Annotated in this window: 27 protein-coding genes; 18 read left to right on the top strand and 9 right to left on the bottom strand. The window is 73.2% G+C overall.

Annotated features, from left to right (window positions below; translation table 11 throughout):
- Positions 1-77 precede the first annotated feature (77 nt).
- Both K8U61_RS05430 and K8U61_RS05425 read right to left on the bottom strand, forming a co-directional pair.
- Positions 78-1,391, bottom strand: coding sequence for a ribonuclease D (locus tag K8U61_RS05430; protein ID WP_224121972.1), 1,314 nt, complete (start codon positions 1,389-1,391; stop codon positions 78-80).
- 2 nt (positions 1,392-1,393) lie between these two features.
- Positions 1,394-2,026, bottom strand: a complete 633-nt coding sequence (locus K8U61_RS05425) for a DUF3000 domain-containing protein (protein ID WP_224121971.1) — start codon at positions 2,024-2,026, stop codon at positions 1,394-1,396.
- Between the two features lie 70 nt (positions 2,027-2,096).
- Between K8U61_RS05425 and hemE the strand changes: the two genes are divergently transcribed.
- The gene (gene hemE / locus K8U61_RS05420; protein ID WP_224121970.1) at positions 2,097-3,134 is read left to right on the top strand and encodes a uroporphyrinogen decarboxylase; all 1,038 of its coding nucleotides are present in this window, start codon (positions 2,097-2,099) and stop codon (positions 3,132-3,134) included.
- Here hemE and K8U61_RS05415 read toward each other — a convergent pair.
- Entirely contained in the window at positions 3,094-4,077 is a 984-nt protein-coding gene (locus K8U61_RS05415; RefSeq protein WP_224121969.1) for a DUF4349 domain-containing protein, read from the bottom strand. The genes hemE and K8U61_RS05415 overlap by 41 nt on opposite strands.
- On the bottom strand, positions 4,074-5,018 hold the full coding sequence (locus K8U61_RS05410) for a LysR family transcriptional regulator (protein ID WP_224121968.1): 945 nt from the start codon (positions 5,016-5,018) through the stop codon (positions 4,074-4,076). The genes K8U61_RS05415 and K8U61_RS05410 overlap by 4 nt, the downstream gene beginning before the upstream one ends.
- Positions 5,019-5,157: 139 nt before the next feature.
- On the opposite strand from K8U61_RS05410, the gene sfnG reads away from it, so the two are divergent.
- From sfnG to K8U61_RS05380, 6 genes are read left to right on the top strand one after another with little or no spacing between them, the layout of a single operon-like run.
- Entirely contained in the window at positions 5,158-6,276 is a 1,119-nt protein-coding gene (gene sfnG / locus K8U61_RS05405; RefSeq protein ID WP_224121967.1) for a dimethylsulfone monooxygenase SfnG, read from the top strand.
- Positions 6,273-7,499 (top strand): SfnB family sulfur acquisition oxidoreductase, encoded by a 1,227-nt coding sequence (locus tag K8U61_RS05400; protein WP_224121966.1) that lies wholly within the window; start codon positions 6,273-6,275, stop codon positions 7,497-7,499. Before sfnG ends, K8U61_RS05400 begins: the two co-directional genes overlap by 4 nt.
- Positions 7,500-7,509: 10 nt before the next feature.
- Entirely contained in the window at positions 7,510-8,670 is a 1,161-nt protein-coding gene (locus K8U61_RS05395) for an LLM class flavin-dependent oxidoreductase (RefSeq protein WP_224121965.1), read from the top strand.
- Positions 8,667-9,197, top strand: a complete 531-nt coding sequence (locus K8U61_RS05390; protein WP_224121964.1) for an NADPH-dependent FMN reductase — start codon at positions 8,667-8,669, stop codon at positions 9,195-9,197. The genes K8U61_RS05395 and K8U61_RS05390 overlap by 4 nt, the downstream gene beginning before the upstream one ends.
- Positions 9,194-9,694 (top strand): flavin reductase family protein, encoded by a 501-nt coding sequence (locus K8U61_RS05385; protein ID WP_224121963.1) that lies wholly within the window; start codon positions 9,194-9,196, stop codon positions 9,692-9,694. Before K8U61_RS05390 ends, K8U61_RS05385 begins: the two co-directional genes overlap by 4 nt.
- Before the next feature lie 27 nt (positions 9,695-9,721).
- The gene (locus K8U61_RS05380; protein ID WP_224121962.1) at positions 9,722-11,065 is read left to right on the top strand and encodes a protoporphyrinogen/coproporphyrinogen oxidase; all 1,344 of its coding nucleotides are present in this window, start codon (positions 9,722-9,724) and stop codon (positions 11,063-11,065) included.
- Here K8U61_RS05380 and K8U61_RS05375 read toward each other — a convergent pair.
- Positions 11,062-11,271 (bottom strand): hypothetical protein, encoded by a 210-nt coding sequence (locus tag K8U61_RS05375; RefSeq protein WP_224121961.1) that lies wholly within the window; start codon positions 11,269-11,271, stop codon positions 11,062-11,064. The two genes, K8U61_RS05380 and K8U61_RS05375, sit on opposite strands and share 4 nt — an antisense overlap.
- A 122-nt stretch (positions 11,272-11,393) precedes the next feature.
- On the opposite strand from K8U61_RS05375, the gene hemQ reads away from it, so the two are divergent.
- Complete coding sequence (hemQ, locus tag K8U61_RS05370) at positions 11,394-12,137, top strand: hydrogen peroxide-dependent heme synthase (RefSeq protein WP_224121960.1); 744 nt, start codon at positions 11,394-11,396, stop codon at positions 12,135-12,137.
- Between the two features lie 37 nt (positions 12,138-12,174).
- Positions 12,175-13,314, top strand: a complete 1,140-nt coding sequence (locus tag K8U61_RS05365; protein ID WP_224121959.1) for a hypothetical protein — start codon at positions 12,175-12,177, stop codon at positions 13,312-13,314.
- A 10-nt stretch (positions 13,315-13,324) separates the two neighbouring features.
- Here K8U61_RS05365 and K8U61_RS05360 read toward each other — a convergent pair whose 3' ends face one another.
- Positions 13,325-14,692 carry an FAD-binding oxidoreductase gene (locus K8U61_RS05360; protein WP_224121958.1) on the bottom strand — a complete coding sequence of 456 codons (1,368 nt, stop codon included), beginning with the start codon at positions 14,690-14,692 and terminating at the stop codon, positions 13,325-13,327.
- Complete coding sequence (locus K8U61_RS05355) at positions 14,689-15,030, bottom strand: Rid family hydrolase (protein ID WP_224121957.1); 342 nt, start codon at positions 15,028-15,030, stop codon at positions 14,689-14,691. The genes K8U61_RS05360 and K8U61_RS05355 overlap by 4 nt, the downstream gene beginning before the upstream one ends.
- A gap of 137 nt (positions 15,031-15,167) precedes the next feature.
- Here K8U61_RS05355 and K8U61_RS05350 point away from each other — a divergent pair, with 137 nt between their 5' ends.
- On the top strand, positions 15,168-16,292 hold the full coding sequence (locus K8U61_RS05350) for a response regulator transcription factor (protein WP_224121956.1): 1,125 nt from the start codon (positions 15,168-15,170) through the stop codon (positions 16,290-16,292).
- 115 nt (positions 16,293-16,407) lie between these two features.
- Complete coding sequence (locus tag K8U61_RS05345) at positions 16,408-17,355, top strand: hypothetical protein (RefSeq protein ID WP_224121955.1); 948 nt, start codon at positions 16,408-16,410, stop codon at positions 17,353-17,355.
- A gap of 66 nt (positions 17,356-17,421) precedes the next feature.
- Here the strand turns inward: K8U61_RS05345 and msrB are convergent, their stop codons facing one another.
- The gene (gene msrB / locus K8U61_RS05340) at positions 17,422-17,823 is read right to left on the bottom strand and encodes a peptide-methionine (R)-S-oxide reductase MsrB (protein ID WP_224121954.1); all 402 of its coding nucleotides are present in this window, start codon (positions 17,821-17,823) and stop codon (positions 17,422-17,424) included.
- 50 nt (positions 17,824-17,873) lie between these two features.
- On the opposite strand from msrB, the gene K8U61_RS05335 reads away from it, so the two are divergent.
- From K8U61_RS05335 to K8U61_RS05325, 3 genes are all read left to right on the top strand, one after another.
- Positions 17,874-18,947, top strand: a complete 1,074-nt coding sequence (locus K8U61_RS05335) for a ferredoxin reductase (RefSeq protein ID WP_224121953.1) — start codon at positions 17,874-17,876, stop codon at positions 18,945-18,947.
- Between the two features lie 75 nt (positions 18,948-19,022).
- Positions 19,023-20,228 (top strand): fatty acid desaturase family protein, encoded by a 1,206-nt coding sequence (locus K8U61_RS05330; RefSeq protein WP_224121952.1) that lies wholly within the window; start codon positions 19,023-19,025, stop codon positions 20,226-20,228.
- Positions 20,207-20,509 carry a hypothetical protein gene (locus K8U61_RS05325; protein ID WP_224121951.1) on the top strand — a complete coding sequence of 101 codons (303 nt, stop codon included), beginning with the start codon at positions 20,207-20,209 and terminating at the stop codon, positions 20,507-20,509. Before K8U61_RS05330 ends, K8U61_RS05325 begins: the two co-directional genes overlap by 22 nt.
- Here K8U61_RS05325 and K8U61_RS05320 read toward each other — a convergent pair.
- Positions 20,506-20,964 carry a GNAT family N-acetyltransferase gene (locus K8U61_RS05320; RefSeq protein ID WP_224121950.1) on the bottom strand — a complete coding sequence of 153 codons (459 nt, stop codon included), beginning with the start codon at positions 20,962-20,964 and terminating at the stop codon, positions 20,506-20,508. The genes K8U61_RS05325 and K8U61_RS05320 overlap by 4 nt on opposite strands.
- 48 nt (positions 20,965-21,012) lie before the next feature.
- Between K8U61_RS05320 and K8U61_RS05315 the strand changes: the two genes are divergently transcribed.
- From K8U61_RS05315 to tsaB, 4 genes are all read left to right on the top strand, one after another.
- Positions 21,013-22,092, top strand: coding sequence for a DNA polymerase domain-containing protein (locus K8U61_RS05315; RefSeq protein ID WP_224121949.1), 1,080 nt, complete (start codon positions 21,013-21,015; stop codon positions 22,090-22,092).
- Positions 22,093-22,376: 284 nt separating this feature from the next.
- A complete protein-coding gene (locus K8U61_RS05310; RefSeq protein ID WP_224121948.1) occupies positions 22,377-22,724 on the top strand; it encodes an STAS domain-containing protein in 348 nt (115 codons plus the stop codon).
- A 17-nt stretch (positions 22,725-22,741) separates the two neighbouring features.
- Positions 22,742-23,290: a mycothiol transferase gene (locus K8U61_RS05305; protein ID WP_224121947.1), complete on the top strand. Its 549-nt coding sequence runs from the start codon at positions 22,742-22,744 to the stop codon at positions 23,288-23,290.
- Between the two features lie 227 nt (positions 23,291-23,517).
- Entirely contained in the window at positions 23,518-24,168 is a 651-nt protein-coding gene (gene tsaB, locus K8U61_RS05300; protein ID WP_224121946.1) for a tRNA (adenosine(37)-N6)-threonylcarbamoyltransferase complex dimerization subunit type 1 TsaB, read from the top strand.

The raw sequence follows: 24,168 nt of genomic DNA, 5'->3' as shown, positions 1-24,168 counted from the left end.
ACCTCGGCTCGGTTCGTCGACAGCAGAGCGAGCCGAACCCACCGCTGCCCGGGCCCGACCGAAGCCCTGGACCGACCTCAGTCGGACGACTCAGCGGCCGCCGCGGCCTCGGCGTCGGCGGTCAGGATCGCGTCGACGATCACCGGGCCGGCGAGGTCGACCTGCCAGGGGCGCGCGGTCAGCGCCGTGAGCTGTGCGCCGACGGCGGTGGCCAGCGCGGCGGGCTCGCGCGTGGCCGGAGGGGTCCACAGGACGCGCCGCAGGTAGTCGGGGGTGAGGAGGTTCTCGACCGGGAGGCCGTGCTCCTCGGCGAGCGCGGTGAGCGCGTCGCGGGCGAGGGTGAGCCGGCGGGCGGCCACCGGGTCCTTCTCGGCCCAGGCGCGGGGGAGCGGCGGCCCGTCCCCGCGCGGCGAGCGGGTCGGCAGGTCCGCGTCGTCCATCTCGGCGGCCTGGCGCAGCGCGGCCACCCAGCGGGCGGCGTAGCGCTCGGCGCCGCGACCGTGGAAGCCCTTCGTGGAGAGCAGCGCGGCCCGGTCGGCGGGCATCGCCTGGGCCGCGATCACGATCGAGGCGTCGGGGAGGATCCTGCTCGGCGTCACGTCGCGGCGCTCGGCGATCTCGTCGCGGGTCTCCCACAGCGCGCGCACCGCGGCCAGGGCGCGCCGGCCGCGGACCCGGTGCAGGCCGGAGGTACGCCGCCACGCCTCGACGCGGGCGGTCGGCTCGAAGCCGCGCAGGTGCTCGAACTCCTGGCGCGCCCACTCCTGCTTGCCGGCCTCCTCCAGCTCGTCGCCGATCCGGTCGCGGAGCTCGACGAGCACCTCGACGTCGAGGGCGGCGTACTCCAGCCACGGTTCGGGCAGCGGCCGCGTCGACCAGTCGACGGCGGAGTGCTCCTTGGCGAGCCGGTAGCCGAGCAGGGTCTCGACGAGGGTCGCCAGGCCGACCCGGGGATAGCCGAGCAGGCGCCCCGCGAGCTCGGTGTCGAAGAGCGCGGACGGGCGCATCCCGACCTCGGCCAGGCAGGGGAGATCCTGGGTCGCGGCGTGCAGGATCCACTCGACACCGTCGAGCGCCTCCTGCACCGGGGCCAGCGACCCGAAGGCGATCGGGTCGACCAGGAAGGTGCCGGAGCCCTCGCGGCGCAGCTGGATGAGGTAGGCGCGGGCGGAGTAGCGGTAGCCGGAGGCGCGCTCGGCGTCGACGGCGACCGGCCCGGTGCCGGCGGCCAATCGCGTCGCCACCTCGGCGAGACCCGCGTCGGTGTCCACCACCGGGGGCAGGCCGTCGCGCAGGGTGAGCAGCGGCTTCTCGGGCTCGGGAGCCTCCGGGGTCTCCGCAGACCCGGGGGTCTCGGCGTCGGTCTGAGCGGGGGTCGGGTCCTGGGTCATCGTCACGAGCCCCGCTGGCCGCGGCGGCTCGGCATCACGGCAACACCGTCGGGCACCGGCGGCAGCCCGGCCGCGGTGCACAGCAGCTCGCTCCACGCCTCGACGTGGGGTGCGAGGTCGAGCGGTCCGAGGTCGGCGGCCTCGGGCGGCCGCACCGGCGACCAGGACGCCCGGATCTCGATCTGGGCGCTGCCCTCCTCGTCGGCCATCCCGCCGAAGCTCTCGGTCGCGACCCGGGTGACCGTCCCCGACGCGGCGACGTACGACGCCCCGTGGGCGTCGAGCGCCTCGGTCAGCCAGGTCCAGCCGACCATCGCCAGCATCGGGTCGGTGATCAGCTCCAGGTCGATCTCGGCACGGGCGTAGGCCACGCACCGGAAGGTGCCGTCCCACGCGTCGTTGCCGGCAGGGTCGTGGAGCAGGATGATCCGGCCGGTCGCGACGTCCGTGTCGTCGACGGTGACGTCGGCGGAGAGCGCCGAGGCCCAGGGCGCGATCCGCTGCGGCGCGGGCATCTCCTCGCAGAAGACCTCAGGGCGCAGCCGGGCGGCGCGCATGGTCGCCACCGCCTCACGGAACTCCGCAGGCGCCGCGCCCACACCCGGACTCGGGTGTGTCTCCTGACCGACCACCATGGGTTCACAGTAGGTCGACCCCTGCCAACCCGATGTGCGAACACGCCGACCGAGGTGTCAGGCTTCGACCATGGCACCCCATCCTCGGCTCCGTGACAGCGCGTTCCTCAAGGCGCTCCGCGGGGAGGAGGTGCCCTACACGCCGGTCTGGTACATGCGCCAGGCGGGCCGCTCGCTGCCGGAGTACCTCCGGGTCCGCCAGGGCGTCGGGATGCTCGAGTCCTGCATGAACCCCGAGCTCGTCGTCGAGATCACGCTCCAGCCCGTGCGCCGGTACGGCGTCGACGCGGCCATCTTCTTCTCCGACATCGTGCTGCCGCTCAAGGCGGTCGGCGTCGACCTGGACATCAAGCCCGGGGTCGGCCCGGTCGTCGCCCACCCGGTGCGCACGATGGCCGACGTCGAGGCGATCCCGGACCTCACGCCCGAGCACGTCCCGTTCATCACCGAGGCGGTCCGCGAGCTGGTCGCCGAGCTCCACGGGACCCCGCTCATCGGCTTCGCGGGTGCGCCGTTCACCGTCGCGTCCTACCTCGTCGAGGGCGGTCCGTCGAAGGATCACGCGCGCACCAAGGCGATGATGTTCTCCCAGCCCGAGCTCTGGCAGGCGCTGATGCGCAAGATCGCCGGCATCTCCGCGGCCTACCTCGAGGTCCAGGTCGCGGCGGGCGCCTCCGCCGTCCAGCTCTTCGACAGCTGGGCCGGTGCCCTCACCCCCGCCGACTACCGCGACCAGGTGCTCCCGCACTCCGCCCACGTCCTGGAGCGGGCCGGGGCGCTCGGCGTCCCGCGGATCCACTTCGGCGTCGGGACCGCCAACCTGCTCGGCCTCATGGGTGAGGCCGGCGCCGACGTGGTCGGCGTCGACTGGCGCACCCCGCTCGCCGACGCGATCGCGAAGGTCGGCGACCGCGGCGTCCAGGGCAACCTCGACCCCACGCTCGTCTTCGCGCCCACCGAGGTGATGACCGCCCGGGCCGCCGAGGTGATCGAGGCCGGACGGGCCGCCCGCGGCCACGTCTTCAACCTCGGCCACGGGGTGCTGCCCAGCACCGACCCCGACCAGCTCACGCGGCTGACGGAGTTCGTCCAGAACTTCGAGCGCTGAGCCGCCGGCGCAGCCACCGCACCAGCAGGTACGCCGGCGGCCCGACCAGCGCCACCACGACCAGCCAGGGGAGCAGGGCGCCGAGGACCGTCGCGAGCCCGACCGCGAACGTCGACAGCCCACCCCACCCGGCCTTCAGCCCTGCCACGAACCCGGAGTCGTCGTCCTTGGCGACCGCTGCCTTCTTCTCCGGCGTCCGGTCGATGTCGACCGTGATCGTGGAGTAGCTCGACTGGTGGGAGAGGTAGGCCGCGCGCCGCTCGAGGGACTCCAGGTCCGCCTGGCGTCGCGAGAGCTGAGCCTCGATCGCCATGATGTCGCGGATGCTCTGAGCCCGGTCGAAGAGCACGCTGATCCGGGCGATGCTGCGCTTCTGCACCTCGATCCGGGTCCGGGTGTCGATCAGCTCGGAGGTGACGTCCTCCTGCTTGGTGTTCGAGCCGACGAGCTCGGCAGCGGCGGAGATGTCGTCCATCGCGTCGTCGAAGTGGGCGACCGGCACCCGCAGCACCATCCGGGAGTACGACGGGTCGCCGTCGTCGCTCGTCTCCGTCTGCTCCTCGGTCACCTGCCCGGAGTAGCGGTCCGCGATCTTCTGCACCTCGAAGCCGGCCCTGCCGACGTCGGTGCTCGTCAGCTCGACCGTGCCCTTCTTGATCAGCGCCTGCTGGAGGTCGTCGACCTGAGCCGCGGGCCGGTTCTTGCCGGAGGCCGGGCCGGCGACAGCGGCGCTGTCGGCCGGTGCGTCCGCGACCGTGCCGTCGGTCAGGGACTTCTCGAGGGTGGTGCCGCCGCCGTCGTCGGCCCGGCTGGCGCTGCTGCCGCCGGCGTCGGAGTCGCCGCTGGCGCCGGAGTCGCCGGTGCCGCTGCAGCCGGCCAGGAGGAGGAGACTGCCGGCGAGGGCGGCCGTGACCAGGGAGAGGCGAGCGGGTGACCGGTTCATGCCCCCTGGGACGCGACCGGGAGCGGGGCGGTTCCCGCGGCCCGGTGCAGGGCTGCGGCGCGCTCGACGAGGGCGGCGCACAGGGCCCGCACGTGCTCGGGCGTGTGCCGCTCGATGCGCTGCCGGAGCTCGAGGAGGACGACGGTGCGGTCGGCCGCGAGCGGGCGGTGGGTGATCAGTCCGGCGCGCACCAGCGGGTCGTCGATGACGCTGTAGTCCGGCAGCACGGTGAGCCCGAGCCCCTGCGCGACCATGATCTTGCCGAGCTCGGCGCCGTCGGTGGTGGTCGAGAAGCTCGGCATCCGGTCCTCGAAGAGGCGGTGCGCGAAGCGGTGCATCAGGTAGCCCGCCCGCATCGCGACGAACGGCTCGGCCCGCAGGTCGTCGATGGTGACCGCGTCCGCGCTGGCCAGGGCGTGCCCGGCGGGCAGCACGGCGACCGGACGACCCTGCGCGAGCGTCGTACCGGTGAGATCGGTGGGCCGGTCGTCGCCGGCGAGGAGGTTGACCAGCCCGAGGTCGAGGGTGCCGTCGCGCAGCCCGTCGTCGATCTGGACCTGCTGGGTGTTGACGACCTCGACCTCGCTGCCGGGGTGGGTACGCCGCAGCTCGCGGACGGCCGGGACCAGCAGCGTCGAGGTCGCGGTGCTCACCGTGCCGACCCGGACCACCCGGTGCCCGGCGGCCTGGTCGCCCGCGGCCTGCCGGAGCCGGTCGACGGCCTCGAGGACCTCGACCACGTTCGGGATCAGGTCGCGGCCGCGGCGGCTGATCCGAGCACCGGAGCGGCGCCGGTCCAGCAGCGTCACGCCGAGCTCGCGCTCGAGCTTGGAGACCGCCTCGCTCAGCGCCGGCTGGGAGAGGTGGAGCCGCTCGCTGGCGCGGCGCAGTGACCCGTGCTGGATCACCGCCGTCAGGTATTCCAGCTGCTCGATCCGCATGTCGTCTCCTCCCGGTGACAGGTCCTGCCTGTCACCCCATCGCCCGTTCCGCCCGCGTGTGGGGTCGGTCTGGCTTGCACCGAGCACTAAAGTACATAAATCTAATCGACATAGTTAGTTCGAGGAGAAGGAGAGTCGCGTGACCGAGTCCCTGCAGTCGCCCGCGGAGCCGCTGAAGTTCGCGTACTGGGTGCCCAACGTCAGCGGCGGCCTCGTCGTCAGCACCATCGAGCAGCGCACCGACTGGGGCTACGACTACAACAAGACGCTGGCCCGCCTGGCCGAGGACAACGGCTTCGAGTACGCCCTCTCGCAGGTGCGCTACATCGCGTCGTACGGCGCGGCCTACCAGCACGAGTCGACCAGCATCAGCCTGGCGATCGCGCTGGCCACCGAGCGCCTCAAGGTGATCGCGGCCGTGCACCCGGGGCTCTGGCAGCCCGGTGTGCTGGCCAAGCTGGTCGCCAGCGCCGACGTGATGACCGGTGGCCGGATGGCGATCAACGTCGTCAGCGGCTGGTTCAAGGACGAGTTCACCAAGCTCGGCGAGCCGTGGCTCGAGCACGGCGAGCGCTACCGCCGCTCGGAGGAGTTCATCCGCTACGTGCGCGAGATCTGGACCTCCGAGCACGCAGAGTTCGGCGGCGACTTCTACCGCCTCCACGACTTCGACCTGAAGCCGAAGCCGGTCGAGGTGCCGGGCCGGCCGCACCCGGAGATCTTCATGGGCGGCAACTCCACCGACGCCCGCGGCATGGGCGGCCGGGTCGCCGACTGGTACTTCATGAACGGCAACACCCCCGAGGGCATCCAGGAGCAGATCCGCGACGTCAGCGACGTCGCCCAGGTCCACGGTCGCACCGTCCGCTTCGGCGTCAACGGCTTCGTGGTCGCCCGCGACACCGAGGCCGAGGCCCGCGACGTGCTCCGCGAGATCATCGACAAGGCCGACCGCGAGGCGGTCGAGGGCTTCGGCTCCGCGGTCAAGCAGGCCGGCCAGTCGACCGGTGACAAGAAGGGCATGTGGCAGGACTCGGAGTTCGCCGACCTCGTGCAGTACAACGACGGCTTCCGCACCGGCCTGATCGGCACGCCCGAGCAGATCGCCGAGCGGATGCTCGAGTACAAGCGTCGCGGCGCGAACCTCATCCTCTGCGGCTTCCTGCACTACCACGAGGACGTCGAGTACTTCGGCCGTCACGTGCTGCCGGTCGTCCGCGAGATGGAGGCCGCCGAGCTCGAGCGAGTGCACGCGTGAGCGCCGCCCACTCCCTCACCGAGCTCCCGCTCGCGCCGGTCCTGCGCCCGGACGACGCGATCCGGGTCGCCGCCGAGCTGTCGGCGGTGCTCGCCGACGGCGCCGCGGAGCGTGACGCCCGGCGGATCCTGCCCGCCGAGCAGCTCGACCTGCTCTCGGCCTCGGGCCTGCTCGGCATCACCGTGCCGGCGACGTACGGCGGCGCCGACCTGCCGGCCGGCACGGTCGCCGAGGTCTTCCGGCTGCTCGCGATCGGCGACCCCAACGTCGCGCAGATCCCGCACAGCCACTTCGTCTACGTCAACGCGCTGCGCCACCAGGCGACCTCCCTGCAGAAGGAGTTCTTCTTCGGCCAGGCGCTCGACGGCAAGCGCTTCGGCAACGCCCAGTCCGAGGTCGGCACCCGCCACGTGCGCGACTTCCGCACCACGCTGCGGCCGCTCGACCAGGGCGACGGCACCGGGCAGTGGGTGCTCGACGGCGAGAAGGGCTACAGCACCGGCGCGCTCTTCGCCGACTGGATCCCGGTCCTCGCGCACCTCGGCGAGGACGGACCCCTGCACGTCGCCTGGGTCGACCGGCGCGCGGACGGCGTCACCGTCGTCGACGACTGGGACGGGATGGGGCAGCGCACCACGGCCAGCGGCACCGTCCGGCTGCGGCGCGTGGTCGTGCACGAGTCGCGGATCGTGCCCTACCACCTGACCTTCGAGGGTCCGCAGACGTACGGCGCGTTCGCGCAGCTGCTGCACGCCGCGATCGACACCGGCATCGCGCGGGCGGCGCTCGAGGACGCCGCGGCGTTCGTGTCCACCAAGAGCCGGCCCTACCCGGACGCCGGGGTCGAGCGGGCCGCCGACGACCCGCTTGTCGTGCAGGCGTTCGGCGAGATGGAGCTCGCCGTGCGCGCCGCCGAGGCGCTGCTGGCCGACGCCGGTCTCGCCGTCGAGCACGCCGACCGGCACCTCTCCGCGCAGACCGCCGGCGAGGCCAGCCTGGCCGTGGCCGCCGTACGCGCCGCGAGCACCCGCGCCGCGGTCGACGTCGCCAGCCGGCTCTTCGAGGTCGCGGGCACCCGCGCGGCGCTGGCCTCGCTCAACCTCGACCGGCACTGGCGCAACGCGCGCACCCACACGCTCCACGACCCCGCGGCCTGGAAGGTCCAGCACCTCGGCAGGTTCGCCGTCGAGGGGACCCTGCCGCCCAACCACGGTCAGCTCTAGGAAGGACGTCATGTCGAGGCTCACGTTCCACTGGTTCCTGCCCACCAACGGCGGCGACGGCCGCCAGGTCGTCGGTGGCGGCCACGGCGTCGAGGCCGGTCCGTCCGGTCGCCCCGCCTCCGTGCCCTACCTGGGTCAGGTCGCCCGGTCGGCGGAGCAGCTCGGCTTCGAGGCCGCGCTGACGCCCACCGGCGCCTGGTGCGAGGACGCCTGGATCTCCACGGCGATGCTCAGCCAGGTCTCGGAGCGGCTGAAGTTCCTGGTCGCCTTCCGGCCCGGCCTCACCTCGCCGTTCATCGCGGCGCAGATGGCCGGCACCTTCCAGAACCTCTCCGGCGGCCGGCTCGCCCTCAACGTCGTCACCGGCGGCGAGAGTCACGAGCAGCGGATGTTCGGCGACTTCCTCGACAAGGACGGCCGCTACGCCCGCTGCGACGAGTTCCTCACCATCGTGCGGCGGCTGTGGACCGGCGAGCCGGTGACCTACCGCGGCGAGCACCTGCAGGTCGAGGACGCCGTCCTGGCCCAGGTCCCCGACCCGCTGCCGGAGATCTACTTCGGCGGCTCCTCGCCGGCCGCGGGCACCGTCGCCGCGAAGCACGTCGACGTCTACCTCACCTGGGGCGAGCCGCCGGCCGCCGTCCGCGACAAGGTCGAGTGGGTCCGCAAGCTCGCCGCCGACGAGGGCCGCGAGGGCGAGGTGCGCTTCGGCATCCGGCTGCACACGATCGCCCGCGACACCTCCGAGGCCGCGTGGGCCGAGGCCGACCGTCTCCTCGCCGGCATCTCCGACGAGGACATCGCGCGCGTCCAGGCCGGCCTCCGCAGGAGCGAGTCCGTCGGCCAGTCGCGGATGCTCGAGCTCAACGCGGGCTCCAAGGACGGCCTCGAGATCCACCCCAACCTCTGGGCCGGCGTCGGCCTGGTGCGCGGCGGCGCCGGCACGGCGATGGTCGGGTCGTACGCCGAGATCGCGGACCTGATCGAGCAGTACCGCGAGGTCGGCATCGAGGAGTTCGTGCTCTCCGGCTACCCGCACCTCGAGGAGTCCTACTGGTTCGGCGAGGGCGTGCTGCCCGAGCTGGCCCGGCGTGGCCTCTGGGAGCACCCGGCTCCGCAGCGATCCACGACCGCCGCCGTGCCCTTCGGCGCTTCGAGGGCGGCGTCGTGACGGGCGCGCCCCGGGTGTCCGTCGTCGTCGGCAACCCCAAGCCGCAGAGCCGCACGTTCGCGGCCGCGACGTACCTCGCCCGTGAGCTGACCGGCCGCGAGCCCGACCACGTCGTCGACCTGACCACCTTCGGCGCCCGGCTGCTCGACTGGCAGGACCCGGTGGTCGCCGACGTCGTCGACCAGGTGGGCGACGCCGACCTGGTGGTCGTCGCGTCCCCGACGTACAAGGGCACCTACACGGGGCTGCTCAAGCTCTTCCTCGACCGGTTCGCCACCGACGGCCTCCGCGGGGTGGCCGTGCCGCTGATGCTGGGCGCCGGCCCGGGCCACGCGCTCGCGCCGGAGCTCTCGCTGCGGCCGGTGCTCACCGAGATCGGCGGGCTGGTCCCCGCGAAGGGGCTCTACGTCGTCGACGCGGCGTACGACGACCCCGCGGCGTACGAGCACTGGCTCGGCCTCGCCCGCCCCGCCATCACCGCACTTCTCGACGCCAGGCTCGACAACAGGATCGGAGCACCCGCATGAGCATCTCGGTCTTCCCCACCAACCAGGACCTCGACCCCGCGCGGCTGCGTGAGGCGTTCGGGATATTCCCGAGCGGCGTCGTCGCCGTGGCGGCCGAGGTCGACGGCGCGCCCGTCGGACTGGCGGCCAGCTCGTTCACGTCGGTGAGCCTCGACCCGCCGCTGGTGTCCTTCTCGGTGGCCAACACCTCGAAGACGTGGCCGCAGCTGCGGCGCGCGGGTCACCTGGGCGTCACCGTGCTGGCCGACCACCACGGCCAGGTCTGCCGTCAGCTGGCCGGTCCGGTCGAGGACCGCTTCACCAGCGTGCCCATCTCGGTGACCGGCGACGGCGCCGTCGTGCTCGACGAGGGCCTGGCCCGCTTCGACTGCTCGATCTACCGCGAGGTCGAGGCCGGCGACCACACGATCGTGCTGCTCGAGCTGCACGCCGTGGAGCACGCCGTCGGGCAGCCCCTGGTCTTCCACCGCAGTGCGTTCGGGCGGCTCGTGGGCTGACCGGGCCGGCGTGCGAGACTCGCACGCGTGAGCAGGGTCGTCGTGGTCGGAGCCGGTGTCGCCGGCCTGACTGCGGCCCGTGACCTGGCCGCGGCCGGTCACGACGTGCTCGTCCTCGAGTCGTCGCCGCGGGTCGGCGGCAAGCTGCTCCGCGCCGAGGTCGCCGGGGTGACCGTCGACGTCGGCGCCGAGGCGATGCTCAACCGGCGGCCCGAGGGCGTCGAGCTGGCTCGTGAGCTGGGCCTGCCGCTCGAGCACCCGACCACCGCGTCCTCCCGGATCTGGACCCGCGACGCACTGCGTCCGCTCCCGCGGTCGCTCATGGGGGTCCCGCTCGACCTCGACGCCCTGGCCGCCTCGGGGATCCTCTCCGCCGAGGGGCTGGCCCGGGTCCGCGAGCCGGCCGCGGCGACGTACGACCACGACGTGGCGGTCGGCGACCTCGTCGACCGGCGCTACGGCGCCGAGGTCACCGACCGGCTCGTCGAGCCGCTGCTCGGCGGGGTGTACGCCGGCCACGCGCGCGCACTCTCGGCGCGCGCCGCGGTGCCGCAGCTGCTCACGCTGGCCGCCGGCGGCACGCTGCCCGAGGCGACCTCGGACCTCCCGGTCTTCGCCGGGATCCCCGGCGGCATGGGGCGGTTGCCCGAGGCACTCGCGGCGGGCGTGACCGTCCGGACCGACGCCACCGTCCGTGAGCTCTCCCGCACCGGCTCCGGCTTCTCCCTCGTCGTCGGGCCGACGACGGCGCCGGATGTCGTCGAGGCCGACTCCGTCGTGCTCGCCACCCCGGCCGCCCCGAGCGCGCGACTGCTGGGCACCGTCGCGCCGATGGCGGCGACCGAGCTGGCGGCGATCGACTACGCGTCGATGGCCGTGGTCACCCTCGCCGTCCGCGCCGCCGACGCCCCGGCGTTGGCGGCCACCGACTCCTCGGGCTTCCTGGTGCCGCCGGTCGACGGCCGCCGGATCAAGGCCTCGACCTTCTCCTTCGCCAAGTGGGGCTGGGTCCGGGCGGCCGGTGCCGAGACGGGCGACGACCTGCTGCTCCTGCGCACCTCGCTCGGCCGGCACAGCGAGGAGGCCGCCCTGCAGGCCGCCGACGACGAGCTGGTCGCCTGGTCGCTCGCCGACCTCCGCGACGCCGTCGGCCTCACCGCCACCCCGATCGACGCCCACGTCCAGCGGTGGGGCGGCGGCCTCCCGCAGTACGCCGTCGGACACCTCGACCGCGTCGCCCGCATCCGGGTCGCGGTCGACGCCGTCCCCGGCCTGGCGATCTGCGGCGCGGCGTACGAGGGCGTCGGCATCCCCGCCGTCATCGCCTCGGCGCATCGCGCCGCCGCCAGGGTCTCCTCGGGGCCGGGCTAGAAGCCGGCGCCGCCGCCTCCGCCACCGAGGCCGATGCCACCCGGGCCGGAGCGGCCGGGGTCGTGGACGCCGTTGATGTTGCCGTCGATCGCCCCGCGGTTGCGCCGGAGGGAGTTGCCGTCGACGCCCTTGCGCGCCCGCCCGCTGGTCCACCACGCGAGCGCGAACAGGACGAGTGCGACTGCTCCTGCGACCAACCAGAACATGGCGACCTCCCGAGTCGAGGGGCCGCCAGCGTACGACAGCTCTGCCCGGTTGTCCCCGGTCGTCCCGGGGTCGCGGGAGGCCGGGTACGGGCCCGGGTAAGGGCACCCTTCATCATGGAGGCATGACCGAGACCGACCCCCAGGCCGAGATCAAGTCCAACGCCGCCCGGATCAACGAGCTCAACGAGACGATCCGCTACACCATGTGGTCGGTCTTCCGGCTCGAGGACACGTTGGGCTCCCCTGGATCTGAGGGGAGCGCCGACCGGGCGGCCGAGGCGGCCGAGCTCGAGGCGCTGGTCGCCGACCTCGCGGCCGAGGACGTGGTGGTCCGGGGCGTGTACGACGTGGGCGGCCTGCGCGCCGACGCCGACGTGATGGTCTGGTGGCACGCCGCGTCCTCCGACGCGCTGCAGGCGGCGTACCACCGCTTCCGCCGCACCCGCTTCGGCCGGCGGCTCGCGCCGGTCTGGTCGCAGATGGCGTTGCACCGGCCGGCGGAGTTCAACCGCAGCCACCTGCCGGCGTTCCTCGCCGACGAGCGCACCCACGACTACGTCGCGGTCTACCCCTTCGTTCGCTCCTACGAGTGGTACCTGCTCGAGGAGGGCGAGCGGCGCCGGCTCCTGGCCGAGCACGGCCAGATGGCGCGCGGCTATCCCGACGTGCGGGCCAACACGGTCCCGTCGTTCGCGCTCGGCGACTACGAGTGGATCCTCGCCTTCGAGGCCGACGACCTGTCCCGGATCGTCGACCTGATGCGCCACCTGCGCGGCTCCGAGACCCGCCGCCACGTCCGCGAGGAGGTGCCGTTCTACACCGGCGCCCGCATCGACGTCGCCGACCTGGTCGACCGCCTGCCCTGACTAGGAACCGGTACGACGGTCCGCCCGTCGTACCGGCATGAGGACCCTGCTCGCCGTCGCGTCGCTGCTGCTCGTGGCGGGCTGCGGCAACGGCACGGTCGACCACCCCGTGCAGGGGACCGCCGACCCGTCGGCGTCCCCCGGTCCCGCCGGTCCGCAGCTGCTGCGCACGCGCGGCGCGCTCGAGGTGATCGACCGTGGCGACGGGCCGGTGCTGTGCGTCGGCGTGGTGGCGACCTCGCTGCCGCCACAGTGCGACGGCCCGGCCCTGGCCGGCTGGAGCTGGCGTGAGCACCGCGGCGGCTTCGAGTCGCGAGCCGGGGTCCGCTTCGGCAGCTTCGCCCTGACCGGCACCTACGACGGCGACACGTTCACCGTCGTCGACGCCGGTCCCACCGCCGACCTGAAGATGCTCACCCGTCCCGGCCTGCCCGTGTCCGACACGAGAGGGGACGCTGACGTCGATGTCGCCGGGCTGCAGGAGAGCCTGACGACCGTCGGCGGCTTCCTGCTGGCCAGCCACCGGGGTGGGGTGGTCCACCTCGAGGTCGTCTACGACGACGGCACGCTGCAGCGCCGCTTGGACGAGAAGTACGGCGCCGGCCGGGTCCAGGTCCGCTCGGCGCTGGTCCCCGTGGAGCAGACGAGTGGCGGCTCGACGATGCCGGTGCACATCCCGGCCGCACCGGGCCGGGTCTCGACGCTGGGTCTCGCGACCGTCCTCGACCCGGGCGACGGCCCCACCCTGTGCGTCGGTGGCGTCCGCGAGTCCTACCCGCCGCAGTGCGACGGCCTGCCGCTCGCCGGCTGGGACTGGAGCGACCACGACGGCACCTACGACCACTCGGGAGAGGTCCGGTTCGGCGGCTACGCGGTCACGGGGACCTGGGACGGTGAGACGTTCACCGTCGAGAGCGCGGTGCCCGCGGCCGGGTACGACCCCGCGCCACTCGCATCACCGGCCTACCCGGTACCCGCACAGCACCACACCGCGGTGGAGCTGGCCGCCATCGCCCGCGAGGTCACCGACCTCCCCGGCGCCGACGGCTCCGAGGTCCACGGGCAGAACGTGGTCGTCACGGTCGTCTACGACGACGGCTCGCTGCAGAGGTGGGCCGACCGGGAGTGGGGCGACGGCACCGTGGTGGTCACCCCACTCCTGGTCGACGAGTCCTGAACCGACCCGCTCAGGCGATGGTGTGGTTGGCCAGGAACACCCCGTCGGGGTCGACCTCGGCCCGCACCGCACGCAGGCGCTCCCAGCCCTCGCCGTACACGGTGGCGAGGTCGCCCCGGGTCTCGCAGAAGGTGAGGACGTGGGTGCCGGTGGCGTACGGCGCCATCGCCGCGCACAGCGCCGCCGCGTCCGCACGTCCCTGGGCCGCGGCCTCCGGGAAGGGCGCCATCGCGACGCCGAGCAGCGCGTAGTCGCCGGCGACGGAGGTCAGCACCCCGCCGCCCTCGACCGGGTGCGCGAGCGCCCCGCCGAGGTGGCGCAGCTCGGCGAACATCAGCGACGTCGTCGAGCCGGGGCCGGCCTCGCCGAGCAGCGCGACGACCGCGTCCTCGGTGAGCTCGCCGACGACGAGGTGCTGCCCGACCGACGGCACCGGGGCGGGCGGGTCCATGTGCACCGCGACCAGGCCGGTGCTCGGGATCCGGCCGAAGGTGTCCATCTCCGGGGCCAGGGCGCGCAGCGGGGCGAGCAGCTCGGCGGCCCGGTCGTCGTCCTCGAGCACCGCGCCGTCGATGACGACGATCTGTCGGCCGCTGAGGAAGGGCGGCAGGTCGGGGAGGGGCGGGAAGCTCATCAGCCGCAGCGAGGTGGTCACCGAGTCGGGGACCTCGCGGGTCCAGGCGGCCCAGGCCCGGACCACCTCGGGGGAGCGCTCGCGGTCCCAGAGCAGCATGCCGGCGAAGACCTCGGCGTAGGGCAGCAGCTCGATCTCCATCGCGACCACGACGCCGAGGTTGCCGCCGCCGCCGCGCAGCGCCCAGAAGAGGTCGGGGTGCTCGGTCGCGCTGGCGCGCACCAGCGACCCGTCGGCGGTGACGACCTCGACGGCGCGCACCGAGTTGGCGGCCACGCCGTGGCGGCGGCCGTAGAACGACAGGCCCCCGCCGAGCAGGTAGCCGATCACCGAGACGTCGCCGGCGCTGCCGTGCATCGCGGTCCGGCCGTACGGCGCGGCCGCGGCGACGACGTCGGCCCACAGGGTGCCGCCGACGACCCGGGCGGTGCCCGCTTCGGGATCGATGCTCACGCCGGTGAGCTCGGAGAGCCGGACGATGACGACGCCGGACAGGTCGCTCTCGTTGAGCGGAGCGGCGGCGTGGCCGGTGCTCTGCGGGGCGACCCGCAGGCCGGCCGCGGCGGCGGCGCGGACGACGTCGGCGACCTCGTCGACGGTGTGGGGGACGGCGACCGCGGCGGGCCGCTGGTCGACGAGGAGGTTCCAGGCGAGCCGGGCGGCGTCGTACCCGGGGTCGCCGGGGAGGTGGACGCGGCCCTCGCACACGGTGCGGAGCGAGTCGATGGTGGGGGTGGTGGTCATGACGGTGCTTTCTCGGGAGTGACGGGCGTGTCGGTGAGGGCGGCGCCGATGGCGACGAGCGTCCCGGGTGGGGGCAGCTCGCTCACCTCGACGACGGTGGTGACGGGGTGGGCGCCGAGGTCCGCGAGGCGCTCGTCGAGCACGTCGCGGGCATCGGTGAAGGCGCGTCGGTCGGTGGTCGAGACGCGCAGCTCCCGGAGCTCGCGGGCGCTGCGTCCGGTCCGGGCGAGGGTCGCCTCCAGCCGGGCCAGCGCGAGCGCCAGCTGTGCCGGGTAGTCGTCCTCGTGCAGGAGTCGGCCGAGGTCGTCGAGCGGCGCGTGCTCGGGGATGGTGGTCATGGCGAGAACCCTTCCGGGCAGCAGCGTCCTCGCCCATCCCGGTCGCGTGGGGACTTCTCGACCGGTCGGCCTGGGTTGTCCAGACCACCCAGAAATGTGGGATGGCCGCCCCGGGCCCGGCCCCGGACACTGGTCGGGTGGCCACCGCCCTGACCGTCGAACGCGTCCGTGGGGACGTCGACGTGCTCTCGCGCGCCGGCCTCGACCTCGACACGTTCCTCGCCGAGGCGACCTTGTCGGTCAACCGGGCCGTCCCCTGGGTGGCCGCCTGCCTGGCCACGAACGACCCGGGCAGCACCATGCTCACCAGCGCGCGGAAGTACGGCCACCTGCAGGAGGTCAACAGCCACGACCACGAGTTCGGGCTCCTGGAGTACGGCACCGTCGAGCCGACCGCCTTCACCGAGCTCGCCCAGGCCGAGGTGCCCGCGGCCGGTGTCGCGCTCCTGCACGGCGATCCGCTCCGCTCCGCGCGCATGGAGACCTTCATGCGCCCTCACTTCGGCTTCGGCGACGAGGCCCGGCTCGCCTTCCGCGAGGGCCGTCAGTCCTGGGGCGCGATGGCGCTCTTCCGCGGGCCGGACGACACGCCGTTCTCGGCTGACGACGTCGAGCTCCTGGCCTCGCTCTCGGGCCAGTTCGCCCGCGGCGTCCGCACCGGGATGCTCGCCCGCCTCGCCGACGTCGTCCCCCCGGGCAGCGCCGGGCCGGCCGTGATCATCGTCGGTGCGGACGGCCAGGTGCTCCAGATGAGCCTCGGCGCCGAGGAGCGTCTGGCCCGTCTCACCACCGGCTCCGCCGCCGCCGACCCGATGAGCCCGGTCTCGGCGCTCGTGGGCGCGGCCCGCCGCTACGCGAGCGGCGACTCGAGCGCCCCACCTCGGGCGCGGGTGCGGTCGGCCGACGGCGTCTGGCTGGTCCTGCACGCGGCGCCGCTCTCGGGCATGGACGGCCGGGTCGGTGAGGTGGTGGTGACGATCGAGGAGGCCCGTCCGCCGGAGATCGTCGCGCTGGTCGTCGCCGCCTTCGACCTCACCCCGCGCGAGCGCGACGTCACGCAGCTGGTGCTCCAGGGCGTCGACACCAAGGAGATCGCGGCGACCCTGCACCTCTCGGCGTACACGGTGCAGGACCACCTCAAGTCGGTCTTCGACAAGGCCGACGTGCGCTCCCGCCGCGAGCTGATCGCCCGGGTCTACTTCGACCAGTACGTCCCGCGGATGGGCTCCGAGCTCGGCCCGTCCGGCTTCTTCGCCGGCTGACACACCACGCACCGTCTCGGGCGGCACGAGGTGCCTGGCGTGTCAGCGGACGTGGCCGTCCACAGGCGCCGCGACCGATCTTTTCGTCGTACGGCGAGGTGGGGACGGTCCCGGCATGTCCTTCGAGCTCCGTGCCCCGCGCGTCCGCGACCTGGTCGTGCCGGTGTCCATCGACCCGACGGGTGTGCGCGGGCCGACCCGTGGTGCGGCCCGCGGGCGGGCCTGGCGACGGACGAGTCCGGGACGCTACGTGCCGGCCGGGACGCCGGGGAGCGTGGAGCAGCGGATCGTCGAGGCGTCCCAACGGGCCGGGGCTCGTGGCGCGGTCACGGGGTGGGCCGCGCTCCGCCTCCACGGGGTCGGCTTCTGCGACGGGGTCGCCGGCGACGGACGCTCCGTCCTGCCGGTCCCGCTCGTCGAGGGCGCCGGGCGGATCCGCGACGATCCGGCCATCACCGTGTCGCGGGAGGACCTGCCCGAGAGCGAGGTCCGCTCGGTGCACGGGATCCGCTGCACGAGCGCAGAGCGTGCGTTGTACGACGAGGTGCGCTCCCACGAGCTGCGCCGAGCGCTCGTGCACGCCGACATGGCGTACGCCGCCGGAGCCCTCGGCCCGCAGGGGTGGTCGGCGTACCTCGCTGCGCGATCGGGGCACGTGCGGATCCGGCAGGCGCGACGGGTGCTCGACCTCGCGATGGTCGGGAGCCGGTCACCGGGGGAGACGCTGCTCCGGTTGATCTGGGTCCTCGACGCCGGCTGGCCGACGCCCTTGCTCAACCCGCTGGTCACGGACGAGCAGGGTCTCGTCCTGGGGATGCCCGACCTGCTCGACGCCGAGTGCGGGCTGGCCGTCGAGTTCAACGGCTGGGTGCACCGCAGCCGCGATGTCTACGTGCGTGACCTGCAGAAGGAGCAGGCCTTCCGCGAGGTCGGGCTGGAGACCGTGGCGTTCGCCGGTCCGGACCTCGACGCGCCGGCCGCCGTCGTCCGGCGGCTCGAGGCGGCGCGGCGGCGTACCGGTCGGAGCCCGCGCCGCTGGGGCCTGGTCACCCGTGCCCGCTGACACATCCGGCACCGGCCCCGAGCCCATCTCGATGCCTCCTGTGTCAGCGGACGCAGAGACGCGGCATCAGGAGTCGGCGGGCTCCAGCGAGATGCTGATCGAGTTGATGCAGTAGCGGTCGCCGGTGGGGGTGCCGTAGCCGTCGGGGAAGACGTGGCCCAGGTGCGAGCCGCAGTTGGCGCAGCGCACCTCGACCCGCTTCATCCCGTGGGAGGTGTCCTCGATGTACTCGATGGTGTCGGTGATCGGCTGGTAGAAGGACGGCCAGCCGCAGCCGGAGTGGAACTTCGTGTCGGACTCGAAGAGCTTCGACCCGCAGGCCTTGCAGGAGTAGACGCCCTTGGTCTCGGTGTCGGTGTACTCGCCGGTGAAGGCGCGTTCGGTGCCGGCCTGGCGCAGGACGGCGTACTCCTCGGGCGAGAGCTCCTCGCGCCACTGCTCGTCGGTCTTCTCCACGTTGTACGTCACGCCTCCAGATTAGTTGACGCATTCAGAGAACAAGTGTTCACTCAGGACTCATGGCCGCGACCATCCCGTGGGAACGCCTCCGCAGCGCCGGTGCGAAGCTCACGACGCCGCTCCACCCCGACGACTACCTCCGCCTGCTCAACCCGCTGTGGAGCGAGCGCGAGCTGCGCGGGCTGGTCGTCGACGTCCGTCCCGAGACCGAGGATGCGGCCACGCTCGTGACCCGCCCGGGCTGGGGGTGGCGCTACGACCACCGTCCCGGCCAGTACGTCGGGATCGGGGTGCAGGTCGACGGACGCTTCCAGTGGCGCTCCTACTCGGTGAGCTCGCCACCGCGCCGCGACGGCCGGACCATCGCGATCACCGTCCGGGCGATGCCCGAGGGACGGCTCTCGAGCCACCTGGTCAACGGCCTCGCGCCCGGCACGATCGTCCGGCTGGCACTGCCCGAGGGCGACTTCGTGCTGCCCGAGCCGCCGCCCCCGCGGATGCTCTTCCTGGTCGGCGGCAGCGGCGTGACGCCGGTGATGGCGATGCTGCGGACGATGGCGCGACGAGGCTCGATGCCCGACGTGGTCATGCACTACTCCTCGCCGACCGCGGAGCGGATGATCTTCCGCGAGGAGCTGGCCGCGCTGGAGGCGGCCCACGACGGGCTCACCGTGCACCGGTTGCACACCGACACCGACGGGATGCTGGAGCTCTCCGACCTCGGCGCCCTCTGCCCCGACTGGCGCGAGCGCGAGACCTGGGCCTGCGGGCCCGGCCCGATGCTCGACGCGATCACGACCCACTTCGAGCAGGCCGGCCTCGAGGGCCGGCTCCACCTCGAGCGCTTCTCGCTCGAGCTCGGGGGTGACGGGGGCGAGGGCGGCACGATCACCTTCCGCACCTCCGGCAAGGAGATCGAGGTCGACGGCGCGACGACGGTCCTGGAGGCCGGCGAGGAGGCCGGCGTCGGCATGCCGTTCGGCTGCCGGATGGGCATCTGCCACACCTGCACGCTCACCCTCGTCAGCGGCCGGGTCCGCGACCTGCGCAACGGCGAGGAGCTCCACCAGCCCAACGAACAGGTGCAGACCTGCGTCACCGCCGCGGTGGGCGACTGCACGCTCGACATCTAGCGCTGGTTGAGGTGCCCCGAGCGAGGAACGAGCGAGGGGCCTCGAAACCCAGTGAGACGAAAGGAGACCTGGACCATGGCGATCTCGGACGTCCGCGAGTACACCCATCTCACCGACGAGGAGGTGGAGCAGATCGGCCGCGAGCTCGACGCGATCCGGGCCGAGGTCGAGGAGTCGCGCGGCGCGAAGGACGCGGCGTACATCAACCGCGTCATCGCCGTGCAGCGCGCGATGGCCGCGGCCGGCCGGGCCGCGATGCTGGCCGCGCCGCACACCGGCAGGGGACGGCGGCCGGCGTACGCCGCCGGTACGGCGCTGCTCGGCCTGGCCAAGATCCTCGAGAACATGGAGATCGGCCACAACGTCATGCACGGCCAGTGGGACTGGATGAACGACCCCGAGATCCACTCGTCCAACTGGGAGTGGGACACCGCGCAGCCGGCCGAGCAGTGGAAGCACAGCCACAACTACGTGCACCACCAGTTCACCAACGTGCTCGGCTACGACAACGACATCGGCTACGGCATCCTCCGGATGGCGCGCGAGCAGAAGTGGCACCCCGCCAACATCGGGCAGCCGGTCTACAACAGCCTGCTGGCGCTGCTCTTCGAGTGGGGCGTCGCGCTGCACGACCTCGACATCGAGCGGATCCGCAAGGGCGAGAAGGACCCGCAGGAGATGAAGCGCCAGCTCACGCAGATCTGGCGCAAGGGCCGCAACCAGGTGATCAAGGACTACGTCGTCTACCCGGCGCTGTCCGGCCGCCACTGGAAGAGCACGCTGAGGGCCAACGTCACCGCCAACATCATCCGCAACCTGTGGTCCTACGTGATCATCTTCTGCGGCCACTTCCCGGACGGCGCGATGCACTTCACCGAGGAGGAGATCGAGGACGAGACCCGGGCGGAGTGGTACCTGCGCCAGGTCCTCGGCGCCGCCAACTTCGAGGGCGGGCCGCTGCTGCACGTCATGAGCGGCAACCTCGGCTTCCAGATCGAGCACCACCTCTTCCCGGACCTGCCGAGCAACCGGTACGCCGAGATCTCGGTCCGGGTGAAGGCGCTCTGCGAGAAGTACGACCTGCCCTACACGGTCGGCCCGCTGCACCGGCAGTACGGCCAGGCGCTGCGCACGATCATGAAGCTGTCGCTGCCGAACCGGATGACCTCCAGTGATCAGCCGGAGCCGTCGACACCGGCACGGGATCGGAAGCGGCGTACCGACGCGGAGCGTCCCGAGCGGCGGAGGGAGCTGGGCGGATGGACGCGCAGCGCCTCCTGATGCCGGAGCTCACGTCCAAGCGATGGGTCACGCAGTGCGCGCTCAGCCGGATCTGCGGCGTGTGCGGCGAGTCGCTGGGTCGGCCGATCGCCTTCCTGGGCACCGCGGACGAGGTCGCCCGCAACGCCTTCCACCTGCCGCCGATGCACCTCGCCTGCGCGACCGACCTGGGGGAGCGGGACGAGACCGAGATGGTGCGGACCGCCGGCTTCGAGTTCGTCCGCCCGGGCCGTGACGACCCCGACCAGCGGCCGCGGTTCGAGCCCAACTCGGTGCTCTAGCCGGCGGTGAGCGTCTTCTCGTAGAACACGCGGGCGAAGCCGGCCTCGTCCGTGCGGTGCGTCTCGGCGTACCCGATCCGCTCGTAGAGCCGCTGGTTCTCGACCATCGTCACGTGCGTGTAGAGGTGGATCCGGGCGAAGCCGCGGGCGCGCGCCCGCTCCTCTGCCAGCGTCAGCAGCGCCCGTCCGACGCCGAGGCCGTGGTGGGAGGGGAGCACGGCGACGTTGCTGAGCAGCATCCGGTCGCCGTCGTCGACCAGCACGACGAAGCCGACGACGGAGCCGTCCTCGTCGGCGACCCAGGCCTCGTCCGCGGCGACGCTCGCGGCGTAGTCCTCGTCCATCGGCCGCGGGCGCAGGCCGCCCATGCGCTCGACGTACGGCGCGTAGGCGTCCTGGGCGATCCGGTGCATCGACGGCGCGTCGACGGCGGTCGCCCGGCGGAGGTCCGGCACCTGCTGATCATCGCAGCCTCCGTCGGACCCGTGCCCTAGGGTCGGAGCATGGCGAAGCCACCCGCAGCCGAGGTCGAGGCGGGCGGTCGCGCCGTCCGCGTGTCCAGCCCCGACCGGGTGATCTACGAGGCGACCGACCGGACCCCCGAGGTCACCAAGCTGATGGTCGCGGAGTACTTCGCGAGCGTCGAGGACGGCCTGATGCGTGCGCTGCGCGACCGGCCGACCGCGCTCGAGCGGTGGACCTCCGGCGTCCGCGAGGGGATGAAGCTCGCGACCGGCCCGCAGGACAAGGACGCCGACGCGTTCTACCAGAAGCGGGTGCCGAAGGGGGCCCCCGACTACCTCGAGACCGTCGAGATCACCTTCCCCTCCGGTCGCACCGCCGAGGAGATCTGCCCGACCGAGATCGCGGTCCCGGTCTGGTGCGCCCACATGGGCACGATCGTCTTCCACCCCTGGCCGGTACGCCGCGGCGACGTGGACCATCCCGACGAGCTGCGCATCGACCTCGACCCCCAGCCCGGTACGACGTTCTCGGACGCGGTGCGGGTCGCCGGGGTCGCCCAGGAGCTGCTCGAGGAGCTCGGCCTGGTCGGCTACCCGAAGACCTCGGGCAACCGCGGCGTGCACATCTACGTCCGGATCGAGCCGCGCTGGGAGTTCACCGACGTGCGGCACGCCGCGATCGGCTTCGGCCGCGAGCTCGCCCGCCGCGACGACGGCGTCACCGTCGAGTGGTGGAAGGAAGAGCGTGGTGAGCGGATCTTCGTGGACTTCAACCAGAACAACCGCGACCGCACCATCGCCTCGGCCTACTCCCTGCGGCCGAAGCCGGGCGCGCCCGTGTCGACCCCGGTGACCTGGGCCGAGCTGGCCGGCATCTCCGACCCGCGCGACTACAACCTCTTCACCGTCCCCGACCGCGTCGCCGACGGCGACCCGTGGGCGAGCATCGACGACACGGCGTACTCCTTGGAGCCGCTGCTGCGGTTGTGGGAGGAGCTGCCCGGCGGCGAGCTGAACTTCCCGCCCGACTACCCCAAGATGCCGGGCGAGCCCCCGCGGGTCCAGCCGAGCAAGAAGGTGGCGTCCCACTGGGACGAGGACGGCAACCGGGTCGAGTGAGGTCACGGTGGCCGGAGATGGGTGAAGAGCCCGCTGCCGCCTTCTCGGATCCATCTCGGGACGGTGGATCCGAGCGCGCGGCAGCGGGCTCTTGCACAGGTCGCCACGCCCCCTGAGCGTCGGGCCCGAGGCCCTGGCGACTGATGCCTAGGTGATCGGCGCCCCACGGCGGGACTTGAGGGCTTGGGCGATTTTTCTTCTGCGCTGGTCCAGACCTCACCCGTAGGGGTGGAAAAGGGTGTCCCGGCGCGTGGGGCGCCCTCCGGCGAGGCTAAGGTCCCCGCATGGCCGCCGAGACCAGCTTCGACATCGGCATCGAGACCGGGGACGGGCACACGCTCGTGACGGTCAGCGGCGAGGTGGACGTCTTCACCTCGCCCCGCCTGCGTCAGGTCCTCTTCGATCCCGTCCTCTGTGCCCAGCCCCGGACCGTGGTCGACCTCCACGCCGTCACCTTCATGGACTCCACCGGGGTCGGGACGCTCGTGGCCGCGCGACGCTGGGCCACCTCGCGGGAGCAGACGATCGCCCTGGTCTGCTCGGCGGGCCCGGCGCTGCGCCTGCTGGGCCTGGTCGGTCTCGACAAGGTCTTCGAGGTCCACGAGACGGTCGAGGCCGCGGTCGCGCCCTGACCCGCGATGATGGTCCGGTGACCGACGACCAGCGCGTGGCGCGGGACGACGCCGAGCCCGACAAGCACGGCCCCGCCGGCGCGCCGCGCTGGTCGGCCTACCTGGACTGGGTACGCCGCGACCTGGCCGCCACCGTGCTCGCGCTGCCCGAGGACGAGCGGCGCCGTACCCGCCTGCCGAGCGGGTGGACCCCGATCGAGCTGCTCAGCCACGTGCTGCACATGGAGCAGCGGTGGTTCGTCTGGGGGTTCCTCGGGGAGCCCGTCGCGGAGCCGTGGGGCGACTGGACCGTCGACGAGCCCTGGGACGCCGACCTCCAGGGGCGCTGGGTGGTCGCCGACGACCTCAGCGCCGAGGACCTCGCTGCGCGGCTGGAGGAGATCGGGCGAAGGACCCACGGCGTGCTGCGCGACTTCCCGCTCGACGCGACCGCCTCGCCGGGAGGCCGATTCGCCGACGACCCGCCGACGCTCGAGTGGATCTGCTTCCACGTGCTCGCGGAGTACGCCCGGCACGCCGGTCAGCTCGACGTCGCGGTCGAGCTCGGGGCCGCGACAGGGACGTAGAAGGGCCCGGCCCGCCTTCTCGGAGCATCGAGCGCGCGGGACGGGCCCTCCGGGACAGACCGACGAACGCTCCCCCCAGGCGCCCGCGGATCCCCATGTACCGCGGTCAACGGCCGGCCAAGTCCTCGTCCCCGACAGTAGGGGAGCCCGATCCACGAGCGGGTGACAGCCGATCCACAAGACGCCCATAGTTCGGCAACGCGGTGGGCGCGGCTATCGTCGGGGCCGTGCTGCTCGCCTTCGACACCGCGACCCCGCTGGTGACCGTCGCCCTGCACGACGGCGACCCGGACGCGCCGCCCGTCGTGGAGCATGTCGCGGACCGGCCGATGAAGCACGCCGAGCAGCTGGCGCCGCTGATCGAGCGCGCGCTGGCCGATGCCGGCCTGGTCCGCCAGGACCTCACCGCGATCGCGGTCGGCGTCGGTCCCGGCCCCTTCACCGGGCTCCGGGTCGGGCTGGTCACCGCGCGGACGCTCGGCTTCGTGCTCGAGATCCCCGTGTACGGCGCGTGCTCGCTCGACGTGCTCGCGATCGAGGCGGTCGACACCGGCACCGTGCCCCACGGCGACTTCGCCGTCGCCACGGACGCCCGCCGCAAGGAGGTCTACCTCGCGCGGTACGACGAGACCGGGGCGCGGCTGGACGGCCCCGTCGTGGACAAGCCCGCCGCGCTCGCGACGGACGCGCCCGTGGTGGGGGAGGGGGCGCTGCTCTACCCCGAGGCGTTCCCCCGGCCGGCCGGCCCGTCGGCGCCCAGCGCCGGCTGGCTGGCGCGGGCGATCGCCGGCGAGCGCGTCGAGCTGCTCGACCCCGAGCCGCTCTACCTCCGTCGCCCCGACGCGGTCGCCGGGCACACCCCGAAGCCCGTCTCGTGA

Source organism: Nocardioides mangrovi (assembly GCF_020073815.1).
In the GTDB taxonomy this organism is placed as follows: Bacteria; Actinomycetota; Actinomycetes; order Propionibacteriales; family Nocardioidaceae; genus Nocardioides; species Nocardioides mangrovi.
This window is presented reverse-complemented; position numbering and strand designations above follow the sequence as displayed.

Excerpts from the sequence above, each read along its gene's own strand:
- K8U61_RS05430 (WP_224121972.1), bottom strand. The coding sequence starts at position 1,391 with ATGACCCAGGACCCGACCCCCGCTCAGACCGACGCCGAGACCCCCGGG.
- K8U61_RS05375 (WP_224121961.1), bottom strand. The coding sequence starts at position 11,271 with ATGTTCTGGTTGGTCGCAGGAGCAGTCGCACTCGTCCTGTTCGCGCTC.
- K8U61_RS05365 (WP_224121959.1), top strand. The coding sequence starts at position 12,175 with ATGAGGACCCTGCTCGCCGTCGCGTCGCTGCTGCTCGTGGCGGGCTGC.
- K8U61_RS05410 (WP_224121968.1), bottom strand. The coding sequence starts at position 5,018 with ATGCGGATCGAGCAGCTGGAATACCTGACGGCGGTGATCCAGCACGGG.
- K8U61_RS05385 (WP_224121963.1), top strand. The coding sequence starts at position 9,194 with ATGAGCATCTCGGTCTTCCCCACCAACCAGGACCTCGACCCCGCGCGG.
- K8U61_RS05325 (WP_224121951.1), top strand. The coding sequence starts at position 20,207 with ATGGACGCGCAGCGCCTCCTGATGCCGGAGCTCACGTCCAAGCGATGG.
- K8U61_RS05330 (WP_224121952.1), top strand. The coding sequence starts at position 19,023 with ATGGCGATCTCGGACGTCCGCGAGTACACCCATCTCACCGACGAGGAG.
- K8U61_RS05315 (WP_224121949.1), top strand. The coding sequence starts at position 21,013 with ATGGCGAAGCCACCCGCAGCCGAGGTCGAGGCGGGCGGTCGCGCCGTC.
- K8U61_RS05345 (WP_224121955.1), top strand. The coding sequence starts at position 16,408 with ATGTCCTTCGAGCTCCGTGCCCCGCGCGTCCGCGACCTGGTCGTGCCG.
- K8U61_RS05310 (WP_224121948.1), top strand. The coding sequence starts at position 22,377 with ATGGCCGCCGAGACCAGCTTCGACATCGGCATCGAGACCGGGGACGGG.
- K8U61_RS05355 (WP_224121957.1), bottom strand. The coding sequence starts at position 15,030 with ATGACCACCATCCCCGAGCACGCGCCGCTCGACGACCTCGGCCGACTC.
- K8U61_RS05395 (WP_224121965.1), top strand. The coding sequence starts at position 7,510 with ATGTCGAGGCTCACGTTCCACTGGTTCCTGCCCACCAACGGCGGCGAC.
- K8U61_RS05425 (WP_224121971.1), bottom strand. The coding sequence starts at position 2,026 with ATGGTGGTCGGTCAGGAGACACACCCGAGTCCGGGTGTGGGCGCGGCG.
- K8U61_RS05360 (WP_224121958.1), bottom strand. The coding sequence starts at position 14,692 with ATGACCACCACCCCCACCATCGACTCGCTCCGCACCGTGTGCGAGGGC.
- K8U61_RS05415 (WP_224121969.1), bottom strand. The coding sequence starts at position 4,077 with ATGAACCGGTCACCCGCTCGCCTCTCCCTGGTCACGGCCGCCCTCGCC.
- K8U61_RS05335 (WP_224121953.1), top strand. The coding sequence starts at position 17,874 with ATGGCCGCGACCATCCCGTGGGAACGCCTCCGCAGCGCCGGTGCGAAG.
- hemQ (WP_224121960.1), top strand. The coding sequence starts at position 11,394 with ATGACCGAGACCGACCCCCAGGCCGAGATCAAGTCCAACGCCGCCCGG.
- hemE (WP_224121970.1), top strand. The coding sequence starts at position 2,097 with ATGGCACCCCATCCTCGGCTCCGTGACAGCGCGTTCCTCAAGGCGCTC.